Here is an 18,863-nt window from a genome sequence, read left to right as displayed (position 1 = left end):
GGGTCAGCAGGGGGCGAAGGAGCTGACCTGGAACGTCGACAGCGTGGTCCGGGTGAGCACGACCCGGCCCAGCTGGGGAGCGGCGGCGCCCCAGGCCGAGCGGCAGGCGTCGACGGTCGTGGTGGCGCCGACCGCCACCTCCGGGTCGGGGCGGCGGTCCGGCTCGGTGACCCCGGCTCCCGCCGGCACCCGGCCGTGCAGCACGGCGACGGCGTCCTCGCAGGTGGGCGCCCCGGTGGCGGCCCGCACCTGGTCCAGCGCCGCGGGCTGCACGAGCCGGCAGACCCGGGCCGGGTTCGGTGAGGCGACACCGGTGTCCAGCGAGACGAGCGCGAGCTGTGGGCGGGCGACGCCGAGATCGGTGCGGAACTGGGTGCCGGCCTGGGCGTCGATCCGGGCCTGGTCCTGGCGGATCTCCGCGGAGCGGAACGAGTAGCCGACCCCGGACACGACCAGCAGGACCACGCCCAGGGCGAGCACCTTCCAGCGGGGCAGCAGCAGCGCCCCGGCGACGATCACCCCGACCGACAGGGCCAGCGCCCACGCCCACGGGTTCTCGCGTGTCCCGTTGACCAGGGCCGCGACGAGCACGACCCCGGCGACGTGCGGTGCCCAGCCCTGCAGCAGCCGGTCCAGCCGCAGCAGGGCGAGCAGGACCAGGGTGCCGAAGCCGAGTCCGACCGGGACCCACCAGCGGTCCGGGTCGTCGAGGAAGGGCAGGAGCAGCAGGGCCGCGCCGGCCAGGCCCAGCGCGGTGGCACCGCGGAGGCTGCGGGGTCGCAGCTTCCGCCACGGGGCCCAGGGGTCGTCGGACCCCGACCCGGGCGGGTCGTCGGCCCCCGGCCCGGGTCGGGAGCCTCCCGTCGCGGGCCCGTCCGGGAGCACGAGAGCACGCGGGTCGGCCTCCGGCGGCGTCCGGGGGTGCTCCGGGGTCGGCACGACGAGCTCGGTCCCGGGCACCGGCGGGTGCACCGTGCCGCGGTCCTCAGCATCGCCCTGTCCGGCGGGACGGTCCGCAGCGTCGCCCGGCCCGGTGGGACGGTCCGCGGCGGCGCGGGCGGGCGGATCGGGGGCGTCCGGCCGGCGGGCGGCGGGGCGGACGCCGCGGTCGGGTCGTCCGCTGCGGCGACGGCCGGTGGCCCACGGGTCCGGGGAGCTGCGGTCGGCGTCCATCACCTCCCAGCGTAGCGAGGCGGGAGCCCGCTCAAGCGCCGAAGAACGCGTTCATGCCCGGCTCGTCGGACAGGAAGGTCTCGATCTGGACGATCCGGCCGTCCCCGATCCGGCAGACGGTGGCGAGGTGCTCGTCGAGCACCCGGTCCCCGCGGCGGGCCGTGTTGTGCAGACCGAGCGCGACGTTGTCGGCGCTCACCAGGACGTGTTCGAGCGCGAAGTCCACCCCGTAGGAGGCGATCAGCGCCGCACGGTCGAGTACCGCCTCGGCACCGTCGACCCGGCCGGAGACCGCGTTGTTCCCGGGCAGGGTCCAGGTGACGGCCGGGTCGAGAATCGCTCGCAGCCGGTCCTTGTCCCCGGTGGTGAGGGCGGAGTGGAACTCGGTGGCGATGTGGTGACGGACGTCCATGGCTCCTCCAACTGTTCAAATCTATTCGAACCGTAGTCCTCGAACCCGGCCGTCTTCCAGATGACCGCCGCCACATCAGTTCGAACGCAGTCGTACCATGGGTGCATGCAGGACGATCCGAGCCGCGATGAGCTGAGCATCGAGACCGTGAGGCTTATTCAGGCTCCGTCAGGTAAGTGTGTAGAAGATGAGTCCGATGACTGCCGAGATTGTCGTTTTAAATGTGGCGTAGGGCCGCCGGTAGTCTGTGTGGAGAACTTTCCACGTTTTGATATGGGCGATGACTCGTTCGATGGTGGCGCGTGTGTGGTTGAGGCTCTTGTTGAATGTTTTTTGCCAGTTGAGAAGTTCCCGGCCGGGTGGTTTTTTGAACGGGGTGAGCATGCCGCGCCCGATGTATCCTTTATCGCCGATCGGGGGGTATGTGGCGAGGTGGTCGAGGGCGCCGGATTGGTCGAGGCAATATAGGTCGTGTCGGGAGCCTGGGGTCGGGTCGGAGATCCACGACAGCTGCCCTTCCAGGGTGGCTGCGACCTGGACGACGACGCCGGTGGTGCGATGCTTGCCCGACCACAGACCCGGCACCGCGGCCCATGACCAGCAGGGCAGCAAGGTTCCATCGATGATGTACTGCCGATCGGCACGAAGCTCCTCTGCCGTCGGAACGACACTCCGCAGCGCCTGTGCCAGCAACGGTGTCACCCCCGTGATCGCTCGACTAACCGTCGACTGCGACACCCCATAGGTTTCCGCCAACTCCCACTGCACACGATTCCCGCGCAGATACGCCAACGTGATCACCACCGACCAGAACAACCCCAGAACCGGCGGCCAAGACAAACGTGCCTCCGTCGCGTCCCGCTGATCCTGCTCATACACTATAGCGACAAGATCCTGAATTTCATCACGCCGGAAACCAGTGGTATAGTACATACTGCGGCAGCCCGTTCATCTCGGATTGATTCGGCAAACCAATATTCGCGATGGACGGGCTGTCGCCCAACCCGACACGCCGGGCTAGATCGTTATTTCACGGGGCCTGAATAAGCCTCCGTGATCGCGGCACTCGACCATCCGGTGCGGATGCGGGTCGTCCGCACCCTGGCCGCCCTCGGCGAGGACGAGACGCTCACCTGCCAGGAGATCCTCCCCGACATAACCAAGAGCAGCGCGAGCCATCACTGGCGGACGCTGCGGGAGTCGGGCGTGATCGAGCAGCGGCGCGACGGCAGGGTGCTGCGGACCCGGCTGCGGCGCGTCGATCTCGACGCGCGGTTCCCCGGGCTCGTGGCGGCCGTCGTCGACGGGTGAGCTCAGCTCCGCCGGGTGTCGGTGCGGTGGAAGCTGCGGAACGCGCGCGACGGGGTCGGCCCCCGCTGCCCCTGGTAGCGCGACCCGACACCCTCGGTGCCGTAGGGCCGCTCGGCCGGGCTGGACAGCCGGAACAGGCACAGCTGCCCGATCTTCATCCCCGGCCACAGGGTGATCGGCAGGTTCGCGACGTTGGACAGCTCCAGCGTGATGTGCCCGGTGAAGCCCGGGTCGATGAACCCGGCGGTGGAGTGGGTCAGCAGACCCAGGCGCCCGAGCGAGCTCTTGCCCTCCAGCCGGCCGGCCAGGTCATCGGGCAGACCGACCCGCTCGAACGTCGACCCCAGCACGAACTCGCCGGGGTGCAGCACGAACGACTCGCCGTCCGGCGTCTCCACCGGGGTCGTCAGCTCGTCCTGCTGCTGGGCGGGGTCGATGTGGGTGTAGCGCGAGTTCTGGAAGACGCGGAAGAACCGGTCCAGCCGGACGTCGACGCTGGACGGCTGGAGCATCTCGACGTCCCACGGGTCGAGCACGAGCCGGCCGGACTCGATGTCCTTGCGCAGGTCGCCGTCGGAGAGCAGCACGCCGACAGCCTATCCAGGGCCGACGGTCACGCCTCGGAGGACTCCTCGGAGTCGGACTCCACCTCGCCGGAACCGTGCCGGCGGCCGCCCACGAGGTCGTCGGGCAGCTGCGGCGAGCGGGTCAGCCCGAACATCCAGGCGATGGCCTGCTCGGCCCGGGCGGCCTCGAAACCGTCCGACGCGGCGGTGCGACGCCCGTGGTCACCGTCGAGCACCTGCGCGACGGCGGCGGCCGTGTCGTGGGCGGCGATGCTGCGGATCGAGTCGCCGGGCTGCGGCACGTTCGGCCCGTCGACCAGCACCGCCAGGGTGCCGAGGCCGGGCGCGTCGACGACGAGCTCGTGATCGTCGCTGACCAGCACGGTCGCCGCGGCGAGCACGGCCAGCTGGTCGGGCAGCGGGGGCTCGGGCACGGCCGTCACCCGGGGGTGGGTGCCGAGCGATCGGGCCGTCTCCCCGGCGGCGAGCGCACCGAAGAGCACGATCTCGATCCGCGGGTAGCGCTCCAGCAGGTCCGCGACGCCGCGCAGCACCGGCGACGACGACGCCCGCGCCAGGTCGACGACGATCAGCCTGCGGTGCTCGTCGTGCACCCGCTCCAGCGCGTCGACACAGCCCTGGTGCTGCGGCCCTGGCAGCGAGTTGATCGTGTCGCCGATGGTCAGCACGTTCGGGCCGAGGGGGCTGCCCAGCGCGGAACCGCTGGTGGTGAGGAACAGCGACGCGAGCTGGCCGATGACCCGCCGGTGCGCCTCCTGCGGGAACAGGCACAGCAGGTCGTCGGTGCCCATGCCGGCCTGCACGTGCACGATCGGGATCCGCCGCCAGAACGCGACCGTCGCCGCGACCTCGGCGGCCAGCCCGCCGCCGTGCACCAGCACCGCGGACGGGTCCTGGTCGACGAGCAGCTGATCGAGCCGGGCGAACAGCGCCGCGGCGACGTCGGCCATGCCGGGCCCGGTGTCCAGCGGCAGCAGGATCGTGATGTCGGTGGGGACGCCGAGCGCCTCGAACGCCTCGTGGACGGCCATCGGGTCCGGCCCGGTGGCGACCGTGATCCCACGGATGCGGTCCGCCGCCGCGACGGCCCCGGCGACCGGGGCCAGCCGTGCGACCTCGGGACGGCTGCCGGCGATGAGCAGGACGTCGTGCTCGTGGTCCGGGGGGAACCCGGACGCATCGACCGACATCGGGTCGAACACCGTCATCGCAGTCACCTTCCGGCCGAGGCTTGACCGACGGTGCCGAGTGTGCGCGGAGCGGGTGGCCCGGTCGAGACATGCGCGCCCGGTGGTCGGTTCGTGCGGTGGCCGGGGCGGGGAGGTCCGTGACAGGTCCGCGGATCGTGGTGCTAGGGTGATCTCGCGACATGCGGATGTAGTTCAATGGTAGAACATCAGCTTCCCAAGCTGAATACGCGGGTTCGATTCCCGTCATCCGCTCCACACACGAAGGCCCAGGTCAAACGGTGTCCACACCGGACCTGGGCCTTCGTCGTATTCAGACTCACTTGGCCCCTGGGCCATCGACGGGCCATTCAGCCGACCGAAACCCAGCTGCCTGTGGGGCCGTCCTCGTCGTCCTCCTGGTCGTCGCTGTCGATCTCCCGGCCCTCGACGAGCGCACTCAACCGATTCGCGATCCGCTGGTCCGCCTCGCTCGTGGCCCGCTGGTAGATCAGGGCCGCGCGCATGTCGTCGTGGCCCATCCGCGCCATGAGGTCCCTGGTGCTGGCTCCGGTCTGCGCGGCGAAGAGGTTGCCGGTGTGCCGCAGATCGTGGAAGTGCAGCCCGGGCGCTCCGAGCTTCCGGACCGTCTCGGGCCACTTCGTCAGGTTGTTGAAATGTGCCCGCCGCAGCGCCCCACCCTTCGGACCGGTGAAAACCAGCGCATCCGAAGCCGGGCCGACGTAGGTCGTCAGGTGCTTGACGATCTCAGGCCGGATGACCGGCGGCACGGAGATGGTGCGGACACCGGCCCTTGACTTGGGCGGGCCGACGACGATCCCTCGGCCCACGACCTCCGTGTGTGCGACGGTGACCCGAATCCAACTGCCGTCCGGTGCGATGTCACCGCGCCGGAGGGCGGACACCTCGCCCCAACGCAGGGTGGCGAAGGCCGTCACCAGGATCATCGCGCGGAGCCGCCGGTGTCGCATGGCGTCGGCGAGCTTGAAGACCTGCGGAACGGTGAGCACCGGGCGTTCGGCCGGATTCTCCCGGTCAGCGCCACGGACCCTGCAGGGGTTGTGAGAGATGACCCCGTCCTCCTGTACCGCTGTATTCAGGACGGCACGGAGCAGCCGGTACGACTTGGCAGCGACCGACTGTGAGACGCCCGCAGCCAGGAGATCGGAGCGCCACTCCCGAACCAGCGCCGTACTGAGGTCGCCGATCATCACCTCGCCGAGGCGCGGAACGACGTGCTTGGTGAGCAGCCACCGGTAGAGCTCCACCGTTCGCGGACGCAGTGACGGACGCTCGGTGATCCACTTATCCGCATAGGTGCCCAGCGGAATCGCCGCGCGCAGCGGGTCCGTCCACTCACCGCGAACCATCTGCGACTCGACCACGACCAGCCACTGCTCGGCATCTCTCTTGCTCGGGAACGTCCGAGGAGCTGACCGCATCCGCCCGTCCGGACCGGGAAAACGAGCCTGCCACCGCCCCGACGAGCGTTCACGGACGTTGCCGAAACGTCGGCGACCAGACTTGCCCGCCACCTACGCAACCCCGCCCAGGTCGCGCCGGATGCTGGCCACGGTGATCGCCTCAACCCGTCCGGCCCGCACGAAGTCCTCCAGGTCGACGACCGCAATCCGGACATGGCTGCCGACCTTGTGGAAGGCGATACGTCGCTCGGCGACGAGGCGCCGGACAAACCGGACCGAGGTATTCAAGTACTCCGCCGCCTCAACGACGGTCAGATATCCGCTCACAGCCGGGGCTCCTCACGCTGCCTGGTCGGTAGTTGCCGAACGCTCGCCATCGAGTGGTGAATCACCAGCTGCCATCAACGCCGCGTCGTAGTCGGCGCGCCATCGTTGGCGTTGGTGGATCGCGTGGAGCAACAGCACGGGGCGGGGTGGGGCATCGTTGTCGCCGGGCCGCACGGGTTCCCAGTCGAAGGGCCCGTCATCGACCGGGTAAGCGGGGGTGATCCCGGCGTGGTCGAGGAGTTGCCGAACGAACGCGCTCCGGTCGGCGCGGTGATCGGAGAGGGTCTTGTTGGACCATTTGCGGGAGACCAGGACGCGGCGTCCGGCGATGCCGAGGTGTTCGGGCTTGTGCGCTGTGCCGGTGCAGTGACCGGGTGTCATCTCGGGGCGGGCGCCCTTGGGTGCGACGGCGTAGAGCAGCCAGATCGGGCAGCGCGGTGAACACGGGGTGATGGCGAGTTCGGCGGTGAGGCGTCGGGCGTGCTCGCGCTGGCGGGTGGTGGCTGATTCGTCGAGTCCAGCGGCGTGGCCGACACTCTTGGTCAGGTATTTGGTGAGGTAGCCGATATGGCGTCCGGCTTCTTCGGTGCCGCCGAGGATGCCTTTGACGTGGACTTGTGGGCCGAAGACCACGGTGTGGGCCGGCATGGTGAGGACCTCGGGGTCGGTGGCCTCGTCCCAGGTCGGGAGCGGTGTGTGGGTGTCGGGGTCGACGAAGGCTTTCTGCCGGTGGTCCCAGCGGGGGAGCTTGTCCCCGGTGTAGACGATGTCGTCGTGGGCGGGCCACCAGACCTGGTGGTAGGTGGCGGCGGTGATCGCGCGCAGCTCGGTGCGGGGGATGGTGCCGCGGATGGCGGTGTGGAAGTGCGGGGCGCCGCGTTTCTGGGGTTCGACGGTGCCGAAGTACTGCACGTCCCAGCCGACACAGCGGCGGGTGTTCTGCCAGAACCGGTCCAGCAGCTTCGGGAAGTGGATCGCATCGCGGGCGGCGCGGCGGTAGTCGTAGGTATCGGGGTCGATCGCGGCGCCGTTGCTGTCGACGCGGCCGTAGGTGTCCAGGGTCAACGTGAGGAAGGTCGAAGGCCGATACTTCCCGCCGAACACCCGTCCGATCGTGCGGTCCTCCACAGGCCGCCGAGGCAGGTTCGGGGCGTCCTGACGACGCCGGGTAGTCCGGCGGATGGCCTTCGGGCGGGGGTCGAGCGGGGCGAGGGGTCCGCGGACTCCGAGGGCGCGGAGTTCGGTGTCGATGTCGTCGACGATCTCGCGTATCTCGTCACACTCGGCGTTGTCTCCGGCGGCGAGACAGTCGGCGTAGGCGGTGTGGAAGTCCGCGCGGGCGGCCATCAACTCTTTCTGCGCGGCCGTCGGGTCGGCAGGTGTGACGGCGGGTTCGTTCTCCAGGTGCCAGCCTTCGCGGCACTGGGTCATCCGCAGCCGTCGGGCCTTGTCTGAGCACGGGCGGCACTGGTCTTCCCTCGTCGACCCACACGGCACCGGCACGACATCAACGCGTCCGCTGTATTGGTCGATACGGCGCATCGCCAGGGGGCGGACACACACGCCGTGGTCCTCGGCGAGCTGGACCGCGACCTCGTGCGACAGGGCCAGCATCGCCTTCTGCGCCCGGGTGAGCGCGTCCTGATCGACCGGCTCCCGCCCCGGCGCGCTGTCGGTGTCGGCGTTGGTCATGCTGCGTCTCCGATCTCGCGGTGGTGGACGGTCGGGTCGGGGAGGGTCAGGACCGGAGCCACTCCGGCGGTCGGGGCGGTGCGGGTGACGAAGGTCTCCAGGTCTTTGACCGCGCCGTCAGACACCCACCCGGCCCGGATACGCAGGGGTTCACGGATGCCGTCGCCGAACAGATAACCCACGCCGGGTTCGTCTTCACCGATCCGGTTGGCCCACGCACCCCGGTCATAAGCGTGATCACCGAGGACCATCGACACATGAGACTTCGAGGCGACGCGCAGGCAGATCCGGCGGGGGAACAACTCCCGCACCGGCACGGTGTCCTTGGTCGGTTCCTGCACATAGCCGCGCACGGTGTAGCCCAACGCGCGGCCCTGGGTGGTCAACAGGGCGACGCGGTCGGTGATCGCCTCACGGGTCTTGCGGTCCCCGCCGTAACGCAACAGCGCGCCGATCTCGTCGAACTCCACGATCTCCAACGGAGTGTCCCGGGTGACGGGGACGAGGCGGGTCGCCCCGGCGTACTCGCGTTTACGGGCCTCCATGCTCTCGACAAGATCATCAAGCAGGGCGAGGGCGTCTTTGCTGGTGACGGCGTAGCGGTGGAACACTCCCCGCCCGTAGGCCAGCTCCATACCTTTCGGGTCGATCCCGTTGACCCGGACCAGACCGTCACCGATCGCCGGGGCGATCGATACCAGCGGCGCCCACATCAACGAGCCCTTCCCCGCGCCGGTGGCCCCCGCAGCCAGGGTGTGCCCACCGATCAACGACTGGTGCCAGTCGGTGCCGTACTCGGTGCGCCCCGACCACACCCGCGACAGGTCGATCGACGCCCCGTCGACAGCGGCCACAGCGTCGAGGCTCGGGGCGCGGACGACGCCCGACAGCAGGTTGCGGCGCTGGAAATCGATCGACACCACATTCGGGGACAACTCCCGCACCTGACAACGCCGCACCCCGCGCGCGACAGCGAGGGCGCGGGTGGCGGTGTCGAACTCTTCCGGGGTCTGCCCGGGCACGAGGCGGACCCGGACCTCGTCCCACGACGGCCCCGACCGGACTCCCAGAATGCGGGGGAGCTGATCAGCCACAGGCCGGGTCCGCGACATCGTTGGGATACGGCGCAACGGATTCACCTGAACAACGGGTGCCCCCACCCGGTCGGGGACCGTCAGACCACAGGACCGCAGCCAACGCGGCATCCGAGGCGCATACAGCGCCCAGCGCAGCCACCACCCCCGCAGACGACGCCCGACATAACGATCGAACGACACCACCGATGTCCACCGCCACACCCCCAACGCGGCAGCGACCGCCGCGATGGTGATCAGCAGTGAGAGCCACCCGAGCAGCGAACACCACACCACAGCAACCACGGCGGTGATCGTGGTGCGCCAATGCCGGACCACCCACACCACGAGGATCACCGTGGCCTTGCAGGTCAGCCACACGGTGACGAACACGACCGCGATCGTCGCCGCACCCTCGGCGATCCGGCCGAAGAACTGCCCCACCCAGTGCAACCCGGCCAGCACGATCAGCGTCACGAGCCCGGCAACAACGAGAGAACCTGTCGTGCTCATCGACGCTCTCCATCCTGTTCCGGGGAACAACGCGGAGCGCACACCACCGGCACCGGCACCGGCACCGGCACCGGCACCGGCACCAACGCGAGCTGATCCCGATGATCACCACACCGCCGCACGCCCTCACCAGGGGGCTCGTTCAGCGGGGTCAGGCACACCTCACACCACACCGCGACCTCCCCAACGACGACGTCTGTGGTCGCCTCGGGGCTCATGCCGCCCACCCCGACACCTGCGCCGCCGCAACGCTGCCCCGACGAGCAATGCGATACAGGCGGTACCGCTCCACCGGAGTCGTGGCCCCGACCACCCCGAACCGGCGCACCGGGTCCTCCACCACCAGAGCCTCCGCCAGACACTCCCGACGGACCCGACACCCAGCACACACCCGCAACGCAGGCTCAACAGCCTCCGGCCGAGTATCAGCGGGGAAGAACAACTCGGTGTCCAGCCCGCGACACGCCGCCCTCTCACGCCACCGGTGATCTTCAGCCGTCGCAGCGAGCCGAAGCCGCGCAGCAGGGAATAGAGAAATCTCAGTGTTCATCTATGCTCGGTGTCCTTCCGAGTCGATCGAGTGCCTGACAGGGCCACAACACGAGGCGAGGAAGACCAGGTGGTGGGGACCCGGTTGCAGCGGGTCCCCACCCCACACACCACCTCGGTCAGGCAGCGTCCTGGTTCTTGCTCGCCTGCCCACGCTGCGGACCGGGAGCACGCATCCCCGCCGCCCGAAAGCTGTACGCCACACGCGGACGCCCCCCGGCCTCCTGTACGTACGGAGTCACCGTCAGCCCGTCGAACTCCACCGGACGAAACGGCAAACCAGCAGCAGCCTCCGGCGGGACCGGCTGATGCGCCGCAGCGATCTTCACCACCACCGTCTTCTCCGAACGACGCGCCTCCGGATCAGCATCCAGCACCGACACCGACCACACCGGCAGCCCGGACTCCTTGTCCATCTGCTGCACCGGACGCCCCGGCGCAGACTTCTCAAAATCCCGCACCGCCTCCACCTCCGACACGATGAACGCCCCCAGCGGGAACACATCACCCATCGCCACCACGAACCTGTTGCTGCGTGCCATCTGGCACCTCCTTGATCATCGACTAAGGTCAGTGTAGATCGATCTATTTTGCCATTCAATCCTCCGGATGAGTGACCTATGTCGCCCTGAGTCGAAACACAGTAGCCTGGAGCGGTGGATGCCATCGCAGGCCGAGCCGCCTACCAGCAAGTCGCAGAGGCGATCAAGGCGGACATCAGGTCCGGTCACCTTCGCCCCGGCCAGCAGCTTCCGAGCAACCGAGCACTCTCCAAGCAGTACGAGGTTGCCCTCGGCACGGCGCAGAAAGCACTGAAGATGCTCGAAGACAGCGACTGGGTCACCGCCACGCCAGCAGTGGGTGTCTTCGTCGCGACTACGCCCGGGCGCGATGAGCCGTCTACCACTCAGGCTCTCGTGGGTCGCATCGAGCGGCTCCAGGACGCCCTGGAGTCCCTGCGAGAGCGAGTGCATCGCCTCGAAGAAAGAGATCGGTGAATAGCATGCAGCGATCTTGCTCCCACGACCGACCGCCACGGCAGTGTCACGCTAGGTGTCAAGACAGTGACATGGTGATGAGCGCTCGTCACCAACGCATCACCACCGAGGCGGCGAGGCCAACGCCGCAATACGCGAGTCCAGAGGAGGCCACTAGTGTCTAGCAACACTCCAGAGTGGGCGCGACGTATTCGCGCCCTTCGCGAGGCCCGTCAATGGTCACAAGCCGAAGCCGCTGAGCAAATGCGGCGCCACACCACTTCCGCTCTACCCGATCCTGACCACTTGCTCAGACGCTGGAAGGCTTGGGAGCGTGGAGAAAACCGTCCTAGCTCTCACTACACCCCCCTGATTGCCGCTACATTGCAAACCGTCTCTACTGCACTGTTTCATGTCGAGAATAACTCCGAGTCCAGCACTGCAATCATCAACGCGACCGGAATGGACACGATGGAAATCGTGTCAAGACTCCAGGCGTCCTCCGTCAACACTGCGACCATCAACGCCCTTAGAATAACAGTCGATCGACTCTGCTCCGAGTATGCTCACAGTCGTCCTGGCGAACTCCTCATGGAAAGTCGCCGATGGCTACGCCGCATCGTTGAAATGCAGGAGGAGCGACTCAGCTTCAGTCAAAGGCGCGAGACTCTGGAACTAGCTGGATGGCTTGCGCTGCTCGTCGGCTGCCTTGAATACGACATGGGCGACCGGCGAGCGGCCGAGGCAACCCGCCGCGCGGCGCTCCACCTCGGCCAGGAAGTTGAGAGCGCCGGTGTCCTGGGCTGGTCCCACGAGATGCGAGCCTGGTTCTCACTGACCTCCGGGGACTACCGAGGGGTTGTCGCAGCAGCACGGTCTGGAGCTGAAGCAGCGGGCAATCATTCAGTCGCAGTGCAGCTCGCCGCCCAAGAAGCCAAGGCTTGGGCACGCATGGGAAATCGAAAGGAGATGGATATCGCACTTGAGCGCGGACGCGTGCTACTGGAATCGCTGCCCTATCCAGAGAACATCGACAACCACTTCGTTGTGGACCCTCTGAAGTTTGACTTTTACGTCATGGATTGCTATCGAAAAGTCGGGGAGGACAGACTTGCGAGCGCGCTCGCGGACGAGGTGATACGCGGTGCTGTTGATTTCAATGGAGCCGAGCGAGCACCAATGCGTATAGCAGAAGCCCGAGTAACTCTCGGGGTCGCAGCTGCACGAGACGGCGACCTTGAAGGAGCTATTCTCCTCGGGCACCAGGCCCTCAACGGCGAAAGGAAATCGCTCCCCTCTCTTGCGATGGTCTCCCAAGACCTCGCTTGCGTCCTCGCTGATCGCTTCAGTAACGCCCCCCAGGCGGCTTCCTATCTCGACCAGCTCCAGGAGATAAGACGTAACCCCTGAGCGAATTTCGAGAGCCCTTCACCTCTAGGTCCTCAGTCCTCGACGCAAGCTTCTGATGACGCACTGCAACGCCCCAGGTCAAGGCACCGTACGCAGCTCCTCGTCATACGCAGCACTGCCGAATCTACCTTTAGGGGATCAAGGCGCCGCCTCCGGCGGCGCGGGGTCGGCCACGCCGCCCCCGCCGCTCGCTCACTACACCTCCGGCCCGTTCGCGGCGGCGGGCTCGGCTACCCGACCCCAAGCCGTCATGGAGGCGCCTTGAACCCCACAGCGGCCCCACGGCACGTTTCCGCGACCGATAGCGCCGCGCGGCGATGCCACTGCACCCCAGCCGCCCGCCACACTGGTCATCACGCCGCCGTCGATGCCCGGACACCCGTCCAGCTGACCTGTAGTCAAGCGCACCACCCCGGGATGCCTCCGGCGGCCGGGCTCCGCCCGGACCCGACACCGCTCGGAGATCAGGGGAAGTGCGGCAGGGCTGGTGATCTCCTCCCGGCACGCCGAGACGGCAGCCAGACCGAGGGGTGAGGCACAAGGCGGGAAGACGTGCCTTGTGCCTCACCCCTCGGCCCGGCAGGGTTCCACCCGCGCCGCGAGGAGATCACCACCAGCACCCGGCGTGGGGGAAAGCCCGGGCCATTCACGGGCCACTACCAGGGAGCAGCAGCGGTCACCGACGGGTTACTCAGACCGGGACGCGGCGCAGGTCAGAGCCGGGACATCGCCCCACACGCTGATTCCCAAGCTGAATACGCGGGTTCGATTCCCGTCATCCGCTCCACACACGAACGGGCAGGTCAGCGGCATATTGCCTGACCTGCCCGTTCGTGTTTCGGTCGCCGTCGCCGGACCCGCCAGCAACAGCGCAGCAACTAGAAGTCAGCGACTCCGGCACGGCCCGTCTTCCGGCCGATCCACGGCACCACGTCTGTGGAACCGGCGACGAAGAAGTCGACGTCTTCCGCGAGCAACTCGGCCAGGCTCTCGGGCGGGGCGTCTCTCCCGGCGAACCTGCGAAGAAGCTCGTCGACAGTGTCCTCAGGAGGCTTATTCAGGCCCCGTGATATAACGATCTAGCCCGGCGTGTCGGGTTGGGCGACAGCCCGTCCATCGCGAATATTGGTTTGCCGAATCAATCCGAGATGAACGGGTTGTCGCAGTATGTACTATGCCACTGGTTTCCGGCGTGATGAGATTCAGGATCTTGTCGCTATAGTGTATGAGCAGGATCAGCGGGACGCGACGGAGGCACGTTTGTCTTGGCCGCCGGTTCTGGGGTTGTTCTGGTCGGTGGTGATCACGTTGGCGTATCTGCGCGGGAATCGTGTGCAGTGGGAGTTGGCGGAAACCTATGGGGTGTCGCAGTCGACGGTTAGTCGAGCGATCACGGGGGTGACACCGTTGCTGGCACAGGCGCTGCGGAGTGTCGTTCCGACGGCAGAGGAGCTTTGTGCCGATCGGCAGTACATCATCGATGGAACCTTGCTGCCCTGCTGGTCATGGGCCGCGGTGCCGGGTCTGTGGTCGGGCAAGCATCGCACCACCGGCGTCGTCGTCCAGGTCGCAGCCACCCTGGAAGGGCAGCTGTCGTGGATCTCCGACCCGACCCCAGGCTCCCGACACGACCTATATTGCCTCGACCAATCCGGCGCCCTCGACCACCTCGCCACATACCCCCCGATCGGCGATAAAGGATACATCGGGCGCGGCATGCTCACCCCGTTCAAAAAACCACCCGGCCGGGAACTTCTCGACTGGCAAAAAACATTCAACAAGAGCCTCAACCACACACGCGCCACCATCGAACGAGTCATCGCCCATATCAAAACGTGGAAAGTTCTCCACACAGACTACCCAGGGCCCCGGCAAAGTCGCTAGATGATCTTGTAGGTGGTCAGTGGTCGATGGGGGTCGCGGGCGTGGTGGCGGAGTGCTGCGGCGATGTTGCTGACGCCGTGCAGGCGTAGCGCGGTGATCGCGAGGTTCCGCAACGCCGACATGACCTGCGGGGCGTGACCGGTGTGGGCGGTGGCGCGGTCTTCGTCGAAGCAGACATCACGGACCCAGTGCAGGCGATTCTCGATCGACCAGTGCCCACGGATCCAGCGGGCGAGCAGTCCTGGATCGGCGTCGGTGCTGGTCAGGCTGGTGATCGCGTAGGCGGTCTCGGTTCTCCACTTCCCGCCAGGCCGCAGTGGGCGACGCCGGCGCACCAGCTTGATCGCCTGGGATGCGTGGGGGAAGAACTCTGCGCCCAGGTCGGGACAGGGGTGCAGGCTGACCACGCTGATCGTGCGGGTCTCGACGCGGCCGTGCCCACGCCCGCGTTGACGATCAGCGACGCCGATCTGGGTCCAGGGCAGCGCCCGTACCCGTGCCAGCAGCGTGGGCTGGTTCGCTTTGATCGTCATCAGGTAGTGCCCGCCGCGGCGGTGTAGGTAGTCGGCGTGGGCTCGCTGGGTGTGCAGAGCGTCCGCGGTGACCAGTACATCGTCGAGGTCGAGGGGGTCGAGCAGCGCGGTGAACGCGGTGATCTCGCTGCCCTTCTCTGCGACCTGAACCTGGCCGAGCACGCCACCGCTGGTCTGGTCGAGCACCGACACCAGATGCGGGAGCCAGACCCTGCCGTCGGCGGCACGGACGCGGGCGCCGCGCAGGGTCTTGCCGTCCAAGGCCAGCACGCGACGCTGTTCTCGCCGGGGTGTGCCCTCCGCCGCCGGCTGGGCGCTGAGCTGGGGCAACACCCAGGACTGCAACGCCGCCTCCAGCGCCGAGGCGTCGACCCGTTGCAGGACCCGGCGGATGGTCGACTCGTGCGGAGCGACCGCGCCCACCCCGAGCACGTCCAGCACGGCGCGGCCGACGTCATGGGCGTACTCGGCGATCGCGGTGAACGACCGGGCCCCCGCCAACACCGCGCACGCCCCCAGTAGCAACACCGCGAGGACACCGTGGCGGACACCGCGTGGTTTCCGCGGGTCCGGCACTCGCGACAGGGCCTCCACCAGCGACAACCCCGCCGCCTCACCGACCGGCGCGGCTCTCCCCGCGTCAGGACCGACCTCCAGGCCTTCCAGAGCAGCAACGATCGGAGACACTGACACTGCGGACACAGGCTTCCTGACGTGAGCAAGGATTCGACACCCTCATGATCACGCCAAGCCTGTGTCCGCACCCACCCCCACCCCCCACATCACCGCAGCTCAGGACCCACCCATCACGACTTTGCCGGGGCCCTGACAGACTACCGGCGGCCCTACGCCACATTTAAAACGACAATCTCGGCAGTCATCGGACTCATCTTCTACACACTTACCTGACGGAGCCTGAATAAGCCTCCAGGTGTCACGTTGCTGTTCCCTTCAGTGATCGACAGCGGTTCGGGCCCCACTGCCGGAACGGCAGGCGCCCACGTTCGGGACGGCGCGGAGCCCCGTCCGCGACCAGGCGCTGCGCCACATCGCCACAGATCGCCGGCCGCGGCAACCGACCGGGCCGGGCCGACCTTCGTCCCAAGACGACACACCGGCGGCGGCCCTCCTCGGGCGCGGGTGGCGCCCCAGCGCAGCACTCGAACAGCCAGGGCCTCACGCCCGGCGCCTCGATACCTCTCGATGCGAGAGCAGAACCCGCACAGGGGCGCCACCCCAGGGACTGTGAGAACCACGCCATCGCTCTGTTATAGGTCAACCACTAATATACGGTCATGGCTCACGACACCAGCACCGACCACTGGACTCCGGCCCAGCACGCACTCGCGGAGCACCTACGACTGCTCACCGCCGGCGAGCTCGACCGACACGCCGCGCTCTTCAGCGACGACTGCGTGTTCACCTTCCCCTTCGCGGAGGGCATGGCCACCGAGCTGCACGGTCGGGAGGCGGTCGCAGCGCACATGCGCAACTTCCCCGAGGCCTTCGACACCCGGGCGGACCCCCCGGTCTTCGTCGAGACGGCCTCCCCCGACGTCGCCGTAGCCACCTTCGTGCTGCGTGGCACGGCCAGGCCGACCGGCAAGCCGGTCGAGCAGCACTGCATCGGTGTCGCGCACACCGATCGCGACGGCCGGATCACGCGCTTCGACGACTACTGGAACCCGCTGGTGGCGATACGGGCCCTGGCCACGGACGGGGCGGGGGTCGACGGCGTGTCGGAGGTCTTCGGACGCTGACGCGCCCGTGCCCGCGACGGGGTCGCTCCCCATCGCGGGCACGACCAGATGATTGACTGGCCGGCATGCCCGCCGCCGGTGACACGAGCAGGAGCGACGAACGTCGGCAGGGCGTCCTCGAGGCGGCGGTGGCCTGTTTCGCCCAGCGGGGCCTCTACGGCACGACCACCCACGAGATCGCCGAGCGCGCCGGCATCTCCCAGCCCTACCTCTACCGGCTGTTCCCCGACAAACCGACCCTGTTCGCGCGGACAGTCGCGCACGTCGGCGACCTGCTCTCCGCCGCGTTGCGTCGCGGTGCGGTGCCCGGTCCGCCGTCGGACGAACGGGCCGACCACCTCCGGACGGCGTTCGGCGAACTCGTCAAGGACCGCGATGTCCTGCGCTTCCTGCAGCAGGCCCACTGCGCCGTGGACGAACCGGTCGTGCGGGACGCCGTCCGGGCCTGCTATGCCGAGCAGGTCACCCTCGTCGCCGAGCTGCTCGACGGGGACGAGGCCGCCGTCCGCCGGTGGTTCGCCACCGGACTGCTGGACAACGTCGTCGCCACCCTCGACCTCGCCGAGGACGACACCCGGTGGGCACGGATCCTGCGGGGCGGGTGAGGAGCGCACGCTCAACCGGTCCGGCGGGCGGACAGCAGCCAGACGGGCAGGAACAGGTGACCCCAACGGGTCCCGTCCGAACTCCGCGCCGACCCCGTCCGGTGCCAGGAGGTATCCGGCGGCACCGTGCAGCGCCGTTCGCTGGCTGCAGGAACGCCTCTGCACGGTCGCACGCCAGTACCGCGCGACCGCCCAGAACGGTCCAGGGCTCCTCGACATCGGTGAGACTGTGACGCGGGTCGGCCAACCGCGCACCAGCCGTGGAGCTACTCGTGGAGCGAACTGGAGAGGTTCAGGCACCGTGGAGCCAGGCGAAGACCCGTGGACGACAGCTCCGGCCCTGCTAGCCGGTGGGGACGAGGGCGCCGGTCGGCCCGTCGTCGTCCTCGTCGCCCGACGGTCGATGCTCGTCGAGCAGCGACGACAGCCGGGAGCTGCACCTGACAGGTGCAAGTCCGGTGGTCGAGTTGCATCGCATTGTGTCTGGCGAGCAGGGCGAGGTGCTGGAGTTCTTCCGGAGCGTCATGGTGGGGGATCGGCACGTGTTCGGCTACGAGTTCGACACCCCGGAGTAACTCATGAAGTTCACTTTTGCCACCGAATCCATGAGGCTTATTCAGGGCCGCCTGGCGGGCTACCTCGCTGCGGTCCCGACCTGGAGAAACACCGCACTTCATGATCACCCTGAATAAGTCTCCACGCCTGGCCGAGTCAACGAGGACTTCGTAATGGCCGGACCGGACTGGGCATTCGTGCTCGACGGAGCTACGGCGCCGGCTGGCATCGACAGCGGGTGCATCCACGACGTCGCATGGGTCGTCCGTAATCTCGCCGCGCGTATCGCCTCGGGGCTCACCCTATCCGCGGACTCGCTCCCCGACATTGTCGCCGAGGCCATCGCGGGGACTTGCCGTGCGCACGCCGACACCTGCGACATCACGAACCCGTCGAGCCCGTCGTCGACAGTCGCGGTCGTGCGCATGCGGAACGGCTCACTCGACTACCTCAGCCTGGCCGACAGTCCCATCGTGGTGGAGAACGCCTCGGGAAAGGTCGACTGCTTCGTCGACGACCACACGGCTCGGCTGCCCAGCTACACCCCGGAAGCGCTGCGGGGGTTGCGGAACAAGCCTGGGGGATTCTGGGTCGCCAGTACCTCGCCCGAGGCGGCGCACCACGCTGCGAGCGGTTCGATGTCGCTAGGTGATGTACGGCGGATCGCAGTTCTCTCGGACGGCGGATCCCGCTACGTCGGGAGGTTCGGACTCGGCACCTGGGGCGATCTAATCGAGGTCTTGGACGATTACGGACCCGTTGAACTAATTCGTCGCATACGAGAGTCTGAATTGCGTGAAACTGATGAGGATCGTGCACGGAAGAAGCTGCGCGGAAAGGTGCACGACGACGCGACGGCGTTACTCGTCACAGGGACATCGTCAACTTGAG

General features: G+C 67.9%; 19 protein-coding genes and 1 tRNA gene. 8 read left to right on the top strand and 12 right to left on the bottom strand.

Going from position 1 to position 18,863, the window contains the following annotated elements; all coding sequences use genetic code 11:
* Positions 1 to 3: 3 nt before the first annotated feature.
* From KPL59_RS18635 to KPL59_RS18625, 3 genes are all read right to left on the bottom strand, one after another.
* Positions 4 to 1,173, bottom strand: coding sequence for a hypothetical protein (locus KPL59_RS18635; protein WP_226361530.1), 1,170 nt, complete (start codon positions 1,171 to 1,173; stop codon positions 4 to 6).
* A 31-nt stretch (positions 1,174 to 1,204) separates the two neighbouring features.
* Positions 1,205 to 1,585, bottom strand: a complete 381-nt coding sequence (locus tag KPL59_RS18630; protein ID WP_226361529.1) for a nuclear transport factor 2 family protein — start codon at positions 1,583 to 1,585, stop codon at positions 1,205 to 1,207.
* A 168-nt stretch (positions 1,586 to 1,753) separates the two neighbouring features.
* Positions 1,754 to 2,518 carry a transposase gene (locus tag KPL59_RS18625; protein WP_226359656.1) on the bottom strand — a complete coding sequence of 255 codons (765 nt, stop codon included), beginning with the start codon at positions 2,516 to 2,518 and terminating at the stop codon, positions 1,754 to 1,756.
* 120 nt (positions 2,519 to 2,638) lie between these two features.
* On the opposite strand from KPL59_RS18625, the gene KPL59_RS18620 reads away from it, so the two are divergent.
* Positions 2,639 to 2,896: a helix-turn-helix domain-containing protein gene (locus tag KPL59_RS18620; protein WP_226361528.1), complete on the top strand. Its 258-nt coding sequence runs from the start codon at positions 2,639 to 2,641 to the stop codon at positions 2,894 to 2,896.
* Between the two features lie 2 nt (positions 2,897 to 2,898).
* On the opposite strand, the gene dcd is transcribed toward KPL59_RS18620, so the two are convergent.
* Together dcd and KPL59_RS18610 are read right to left on the bottom strand one after the other, a co-directional pair.
* Complete coding sequence (dcd, locus tag KPL59_RS18615; RefSeq protein WP_020621988.1) at positions 2,899 to 3,483, bottom strand: dCTP deaminase; 585 nt, start codon at positions 3,481 to 3,483, stop codon at positions 2,899 to 2,901.
* Positions 3,484 to 3,509: 26 nt separating this feature from the next.
* A complete protein-coding gene (locus KPL59_RS18610) occupies positions 3,510 to 4,691 on the bottom strand; it encodes a UDP-N-acetylglucosamine 2-epimerase (RefSeq protein WP_226361527.1) in 1,182 nt (393 codons plus the stop codon).
* Between the two features lie 163 nt (positions 4,692 to 4,854).
* Here KPL59_RS18610 and KPL59_RS18605 point away from each other — a divergent pair.
* Positions 4,855 to 4,928: transfer RNA gene (locus KPL59_RS18605), tRNA-Gly, on the top strand.
* Positions 4,929 to 5,020: 92 nt separating this feature from the next.
* Here KPL59_RS18605 and KPL59_RS18600 read toward each other — a convergent pair.
* The 6 genes from KPL59_RS18600 to KPL59_RS18575 all read right to left on the bottom strand — a co-directional run bounded on the left by KPL59_RS18600 (position 5,021) and on the right by KPL59_RS18575 (position 10,790).
* Entirely contained in the window at positions 5,021 to 6,055 is a 1,035-nt protein-coding gene (locus KPL59_RS18600) for a tyrosine-type recombinase/integrase (protein WP_226361526.1), read from the bottom strand.
* A gap of 150 nt (positions 6,056 to 6,205) precedes the next feature.
* Positions 6,206 to 6,421 (bottom strand): helix-turn-helix domain-containing protein, encoded by a 216-nt coding sequence (locus KPL59_RS18595; RefSeq protein ID WP_226361525.1) that lies wholly within the window; start codon positions 6,419 to 6,421, stop codon positions 6,206 to 6,208.
* A gap of 12 nt (positions 6,422 to 6,433) precedes the next feature.
* Complete coding sequence (locus tag KPL59_RS18590) at positions 6,434 to 8,113, bottom strand: helitron helicase-like domain-containing protein (RefSeq protein ID WP_226361524.1); 1,680 nt, start codon at positions 8,111 to 8,113, stop codon at positions 6,434 to 6,436.
* Positions 8,110 to 9,699, bottom strand: a complete 1,590-nt coding sequence (locus tag KPL59_RS18585; protein WP_226361523.1) for an FtsK/SpoIIIE domain-containing protein — start codon at positions 9,697 to 9,699, stop codon at positions 8,110 to 8,112. The genes KPL59_RS18590 and KPL59_RS18585 overlap by 4 nt, the downstream gene beginning before the upstream one ends.
* Before the next feature lie 214 nt (positions 9,700 to 9,913).
* Complete coding sequence (locus KPL59_RS18580) at positions 9,914 to 10,249, bottom strand: WhiB family transcriptional regulator (RefSeq protein WP_226361522.1); 336 nt, start codon at positions 10,247 to 10,249, stop codon at positions 9,914 to 9,916.
* Between the two features lie 118 nt (positions 10,250 to 10,367).
* Positions 10,368 to 10,790, bottom strand: coding sequence for a plasmid replication, integration and excision activator (locus tag KPL59_RS18575; protein WP_226361521.1), 423 nt, complete (start codon positions 10,788 to 10,790; stop codon positions 10,368 to 10,370).
* 114 nt (positions 10,791 to 10,904) lie between these two features.
* On the opposite strand from KPL59_RS18575, the gene KPL59_RS18570 reads away from it, so the two are divergent.
* From KPL59_RS18570 to KPL59_RS18560, 3 genes are all read left to right on the top strand, one after another.
* Positions 10,905 to 11,246, top strand: coding sequence for a GntR family transcriptional regulator (locus tag KPL59_RS18570; RefSeq protein WP_226352839.1), 342 nt, complete (start codon positions 10,905 to 10,907; stop codon positions 11,244 to 11,246).
* A 441-nt stretch (positions 11,247 to 11,687) separates the two neighbouring features.
* Entirely contained in the window at positions 11,688 to 12,635 is a 948-nt protein-coding gene (locus tag KPL59_RS18565) for a hypothetical protein (RefSeq protein WP_226361520.1), read from the top strand.
* 1,167 nt (positions 12,636 to 13,802) lie between these two features.
* Positions 13,803 to 14,519 carry a transposase gene (locus tag KPL59_RS18560; RefSeq protein WP_226361519.1) on the top strand — a complete coding sequence of 239 codons (717 nt, stop codon included), beginning with the start codon at positions 13,803 to 13,805 and terminating at the stop codon, positions 14,517 to 14,519.
* On the opposite strand, the gene KPL59_RS18555 is transcribed toward KPL59_RS18560, so the two are convergent.
* Positions 14,516 to 15,739, bottom strand: a complete 1,224-nt coding sequence (locus tag KPL59_RS18555) for an ISAs1 family transposase (protein ID WP_226351754.1) — start codon at positions 15,737 to 15,739, stop codon at positions 14,516 to 14,518. The genes KPL59_RS18560 and KPL59_RS18555 overlap by 4 nt on opposite strands.
* A gap of 608 nt (positions 15,740 to 16,347) precedes the next feature.
* Here KPL59_RS18555 and KPL59_RS18550 point away from each other — a divergent pair.
* The 3 genes from KPL59_RS18550 to KPL59_RS18540 all read left to right on the top strand — a co-directional run bounded on the left by KPL59_RS18550 (position 16,348) and on the right by KPL59_RS18540 (position 18,862).
* Positions 16,348 to 16,812 (top strand): nuclear transport factor 2 family protein, encoded by a 465-nt coding sequence (locus KPL59_RS18550; protein ID WP_226361518.1) that lies wholly within the window; start codon positions 16,348 to 16,350, stop codon positions 16,810 to 16,812.
* A gap of 65 nt (positions 16,813 to 16,877) precedes the next feature.
* Positions 16,878 to 17,417 carry a TetR/AcrR family transcriptional regulator gene (locus tag KPL59_RS18545; protein ID WP_226361517.1) on the top strand — a complete coding sequence of 180 codons (540 nt, stop codon included), beginning with the start codon at positions 16,878 to 16,880 and terminating at the stop codon, positions 17,415 to 17,417.
* 728 nt (positions 17,418 to 18,145) lie between these two features.
* The gene (locus KPL59_RS18540; RefSeq protein WP_226361516.1) at positions 18,146 to 18,862 is read left to right on the top strand and encodes a protein phosphatase 2C domain-containing protein; all 717 of its coding nucleotides are present in this window, start codon (positions 18,146 to 18,148) and stop codon (positions 18,860 to 18,862) included.
* The last annotated feature ends 1 nt before the right edge of the window (position 18,863 follow it).

This window comes from Pseudonocardia sp. ICBG1142 (assembly GCF_020496255.1).
GTDB lineage: Bacteria > Actinomycetota > Actinomycetes > Mycobacteriales > Pseudonocardiaceae > Pseudonocardia.
Note: the sequence above shows the minus strand (reverse complement) of the source record. Positions and strands in the feature narration are given on the sequence as shown.

What these genes read in the sequence shown, in the direction of transcription:
- KPL59_RS18635 (WP_226361530.1), bottom strand. Translation starts at nt 1,173, where the DNA reads ATGGACGCCGACCGCAGCTCCCCGGACCCGTGGGCCACCGGCCGTCGC.
- KPL59_RS18630 (WP_226361529.1), bottom strand. Translation starts at nt 1,585, where the DNA reads ATGGACGTCCGTCACCACATCGCCACCGAGTTCCACTCCGCCCTCACC.
- KPL59_RS18625 (WP_226359656.1), bottom strand. Translation starts at nt 2,518, where the DNA reads ATGTACTATACCACTGGTTTCCGGCGTGATGAAATTCAGGATCTTGTC.
- KPL59_RS18610 (WP_226361527.1), bottom strand. Translation starts at nt 4,691, where the DNA reads ATGACGGTGTTCGACCCGATGTCGGTCGATGCGTCCGGGTTCCCCCCG.
- KPL59_RS18590 (WP_226361524.1), bottom strand. Translation starts at nt 8,113, where the DNA reads ATGACCAACGCCGACACCGACAGCGCGCCGGGGCGGGAGCCGGTCGAT.
- KPL59_RS18585 (WP_226361523.1), bottom strand. Translation starts at nt 9,699, where the DNA reads ATGAGCACGACAGGTTCTCTCGTTGTTGCCGGGCTCGTGACGCTGATC.
- KPL59_RS18580 (WP_226361522.1), bottom strand. Translation starts at nt 10,249, where the DNA reads ATGAACACTGAGATTTCTCTATTCCCTGCTGCGCGGCTTCGGCTCGCT.
- KPL59_RS18575 (WP_226361521.1), bottom strand. Translation starts at nt 10,790, where the DNA reads ATGGCACGCAGCAACAGGTTCGTGGTGGCGATGGGTGATGTGTTCCCG.
- KPL59_RS18565 (WP_226361520.1), top strand. Translation starts at nt 11,688, where the DNA reads ATGGACACGATGGAAATCGTGTCAAGACTCCAGGCGTCCTCCGTCAAC.
- KPL59_RS18560 (WP_226361519.1), top strand. Translation starts at nt 13,803, where the DNA reads ATGTACTATGCCACTGGTTTCCGGCGTGATGAGATTCAGGATCTTGTC.
- KPL59_RS18550 (WP_226361518.1), top strand. Translation starts at nt 16,348, where the DNA reads ATGGCTCACGACACCAGCACCGACCACTGGACTCCGGCCCAGCACGCA.
- KPL59_RS18545 (WP_226361517.1), top strand. Translation starts at nt 16,878, where the DNA reads ATGCCCGCCGCCGGTGACACGAGCAGGAGCGACGAACGTCGGCAGGGC.
- KPL59_RS18540 (WP_226361516.1), top strand. Translation starts at nt 18,146, where the DNA reads ATGGCCGGACCGGACTGGGCATTCGTGCTCGACGGAGCTACGGCGCCG.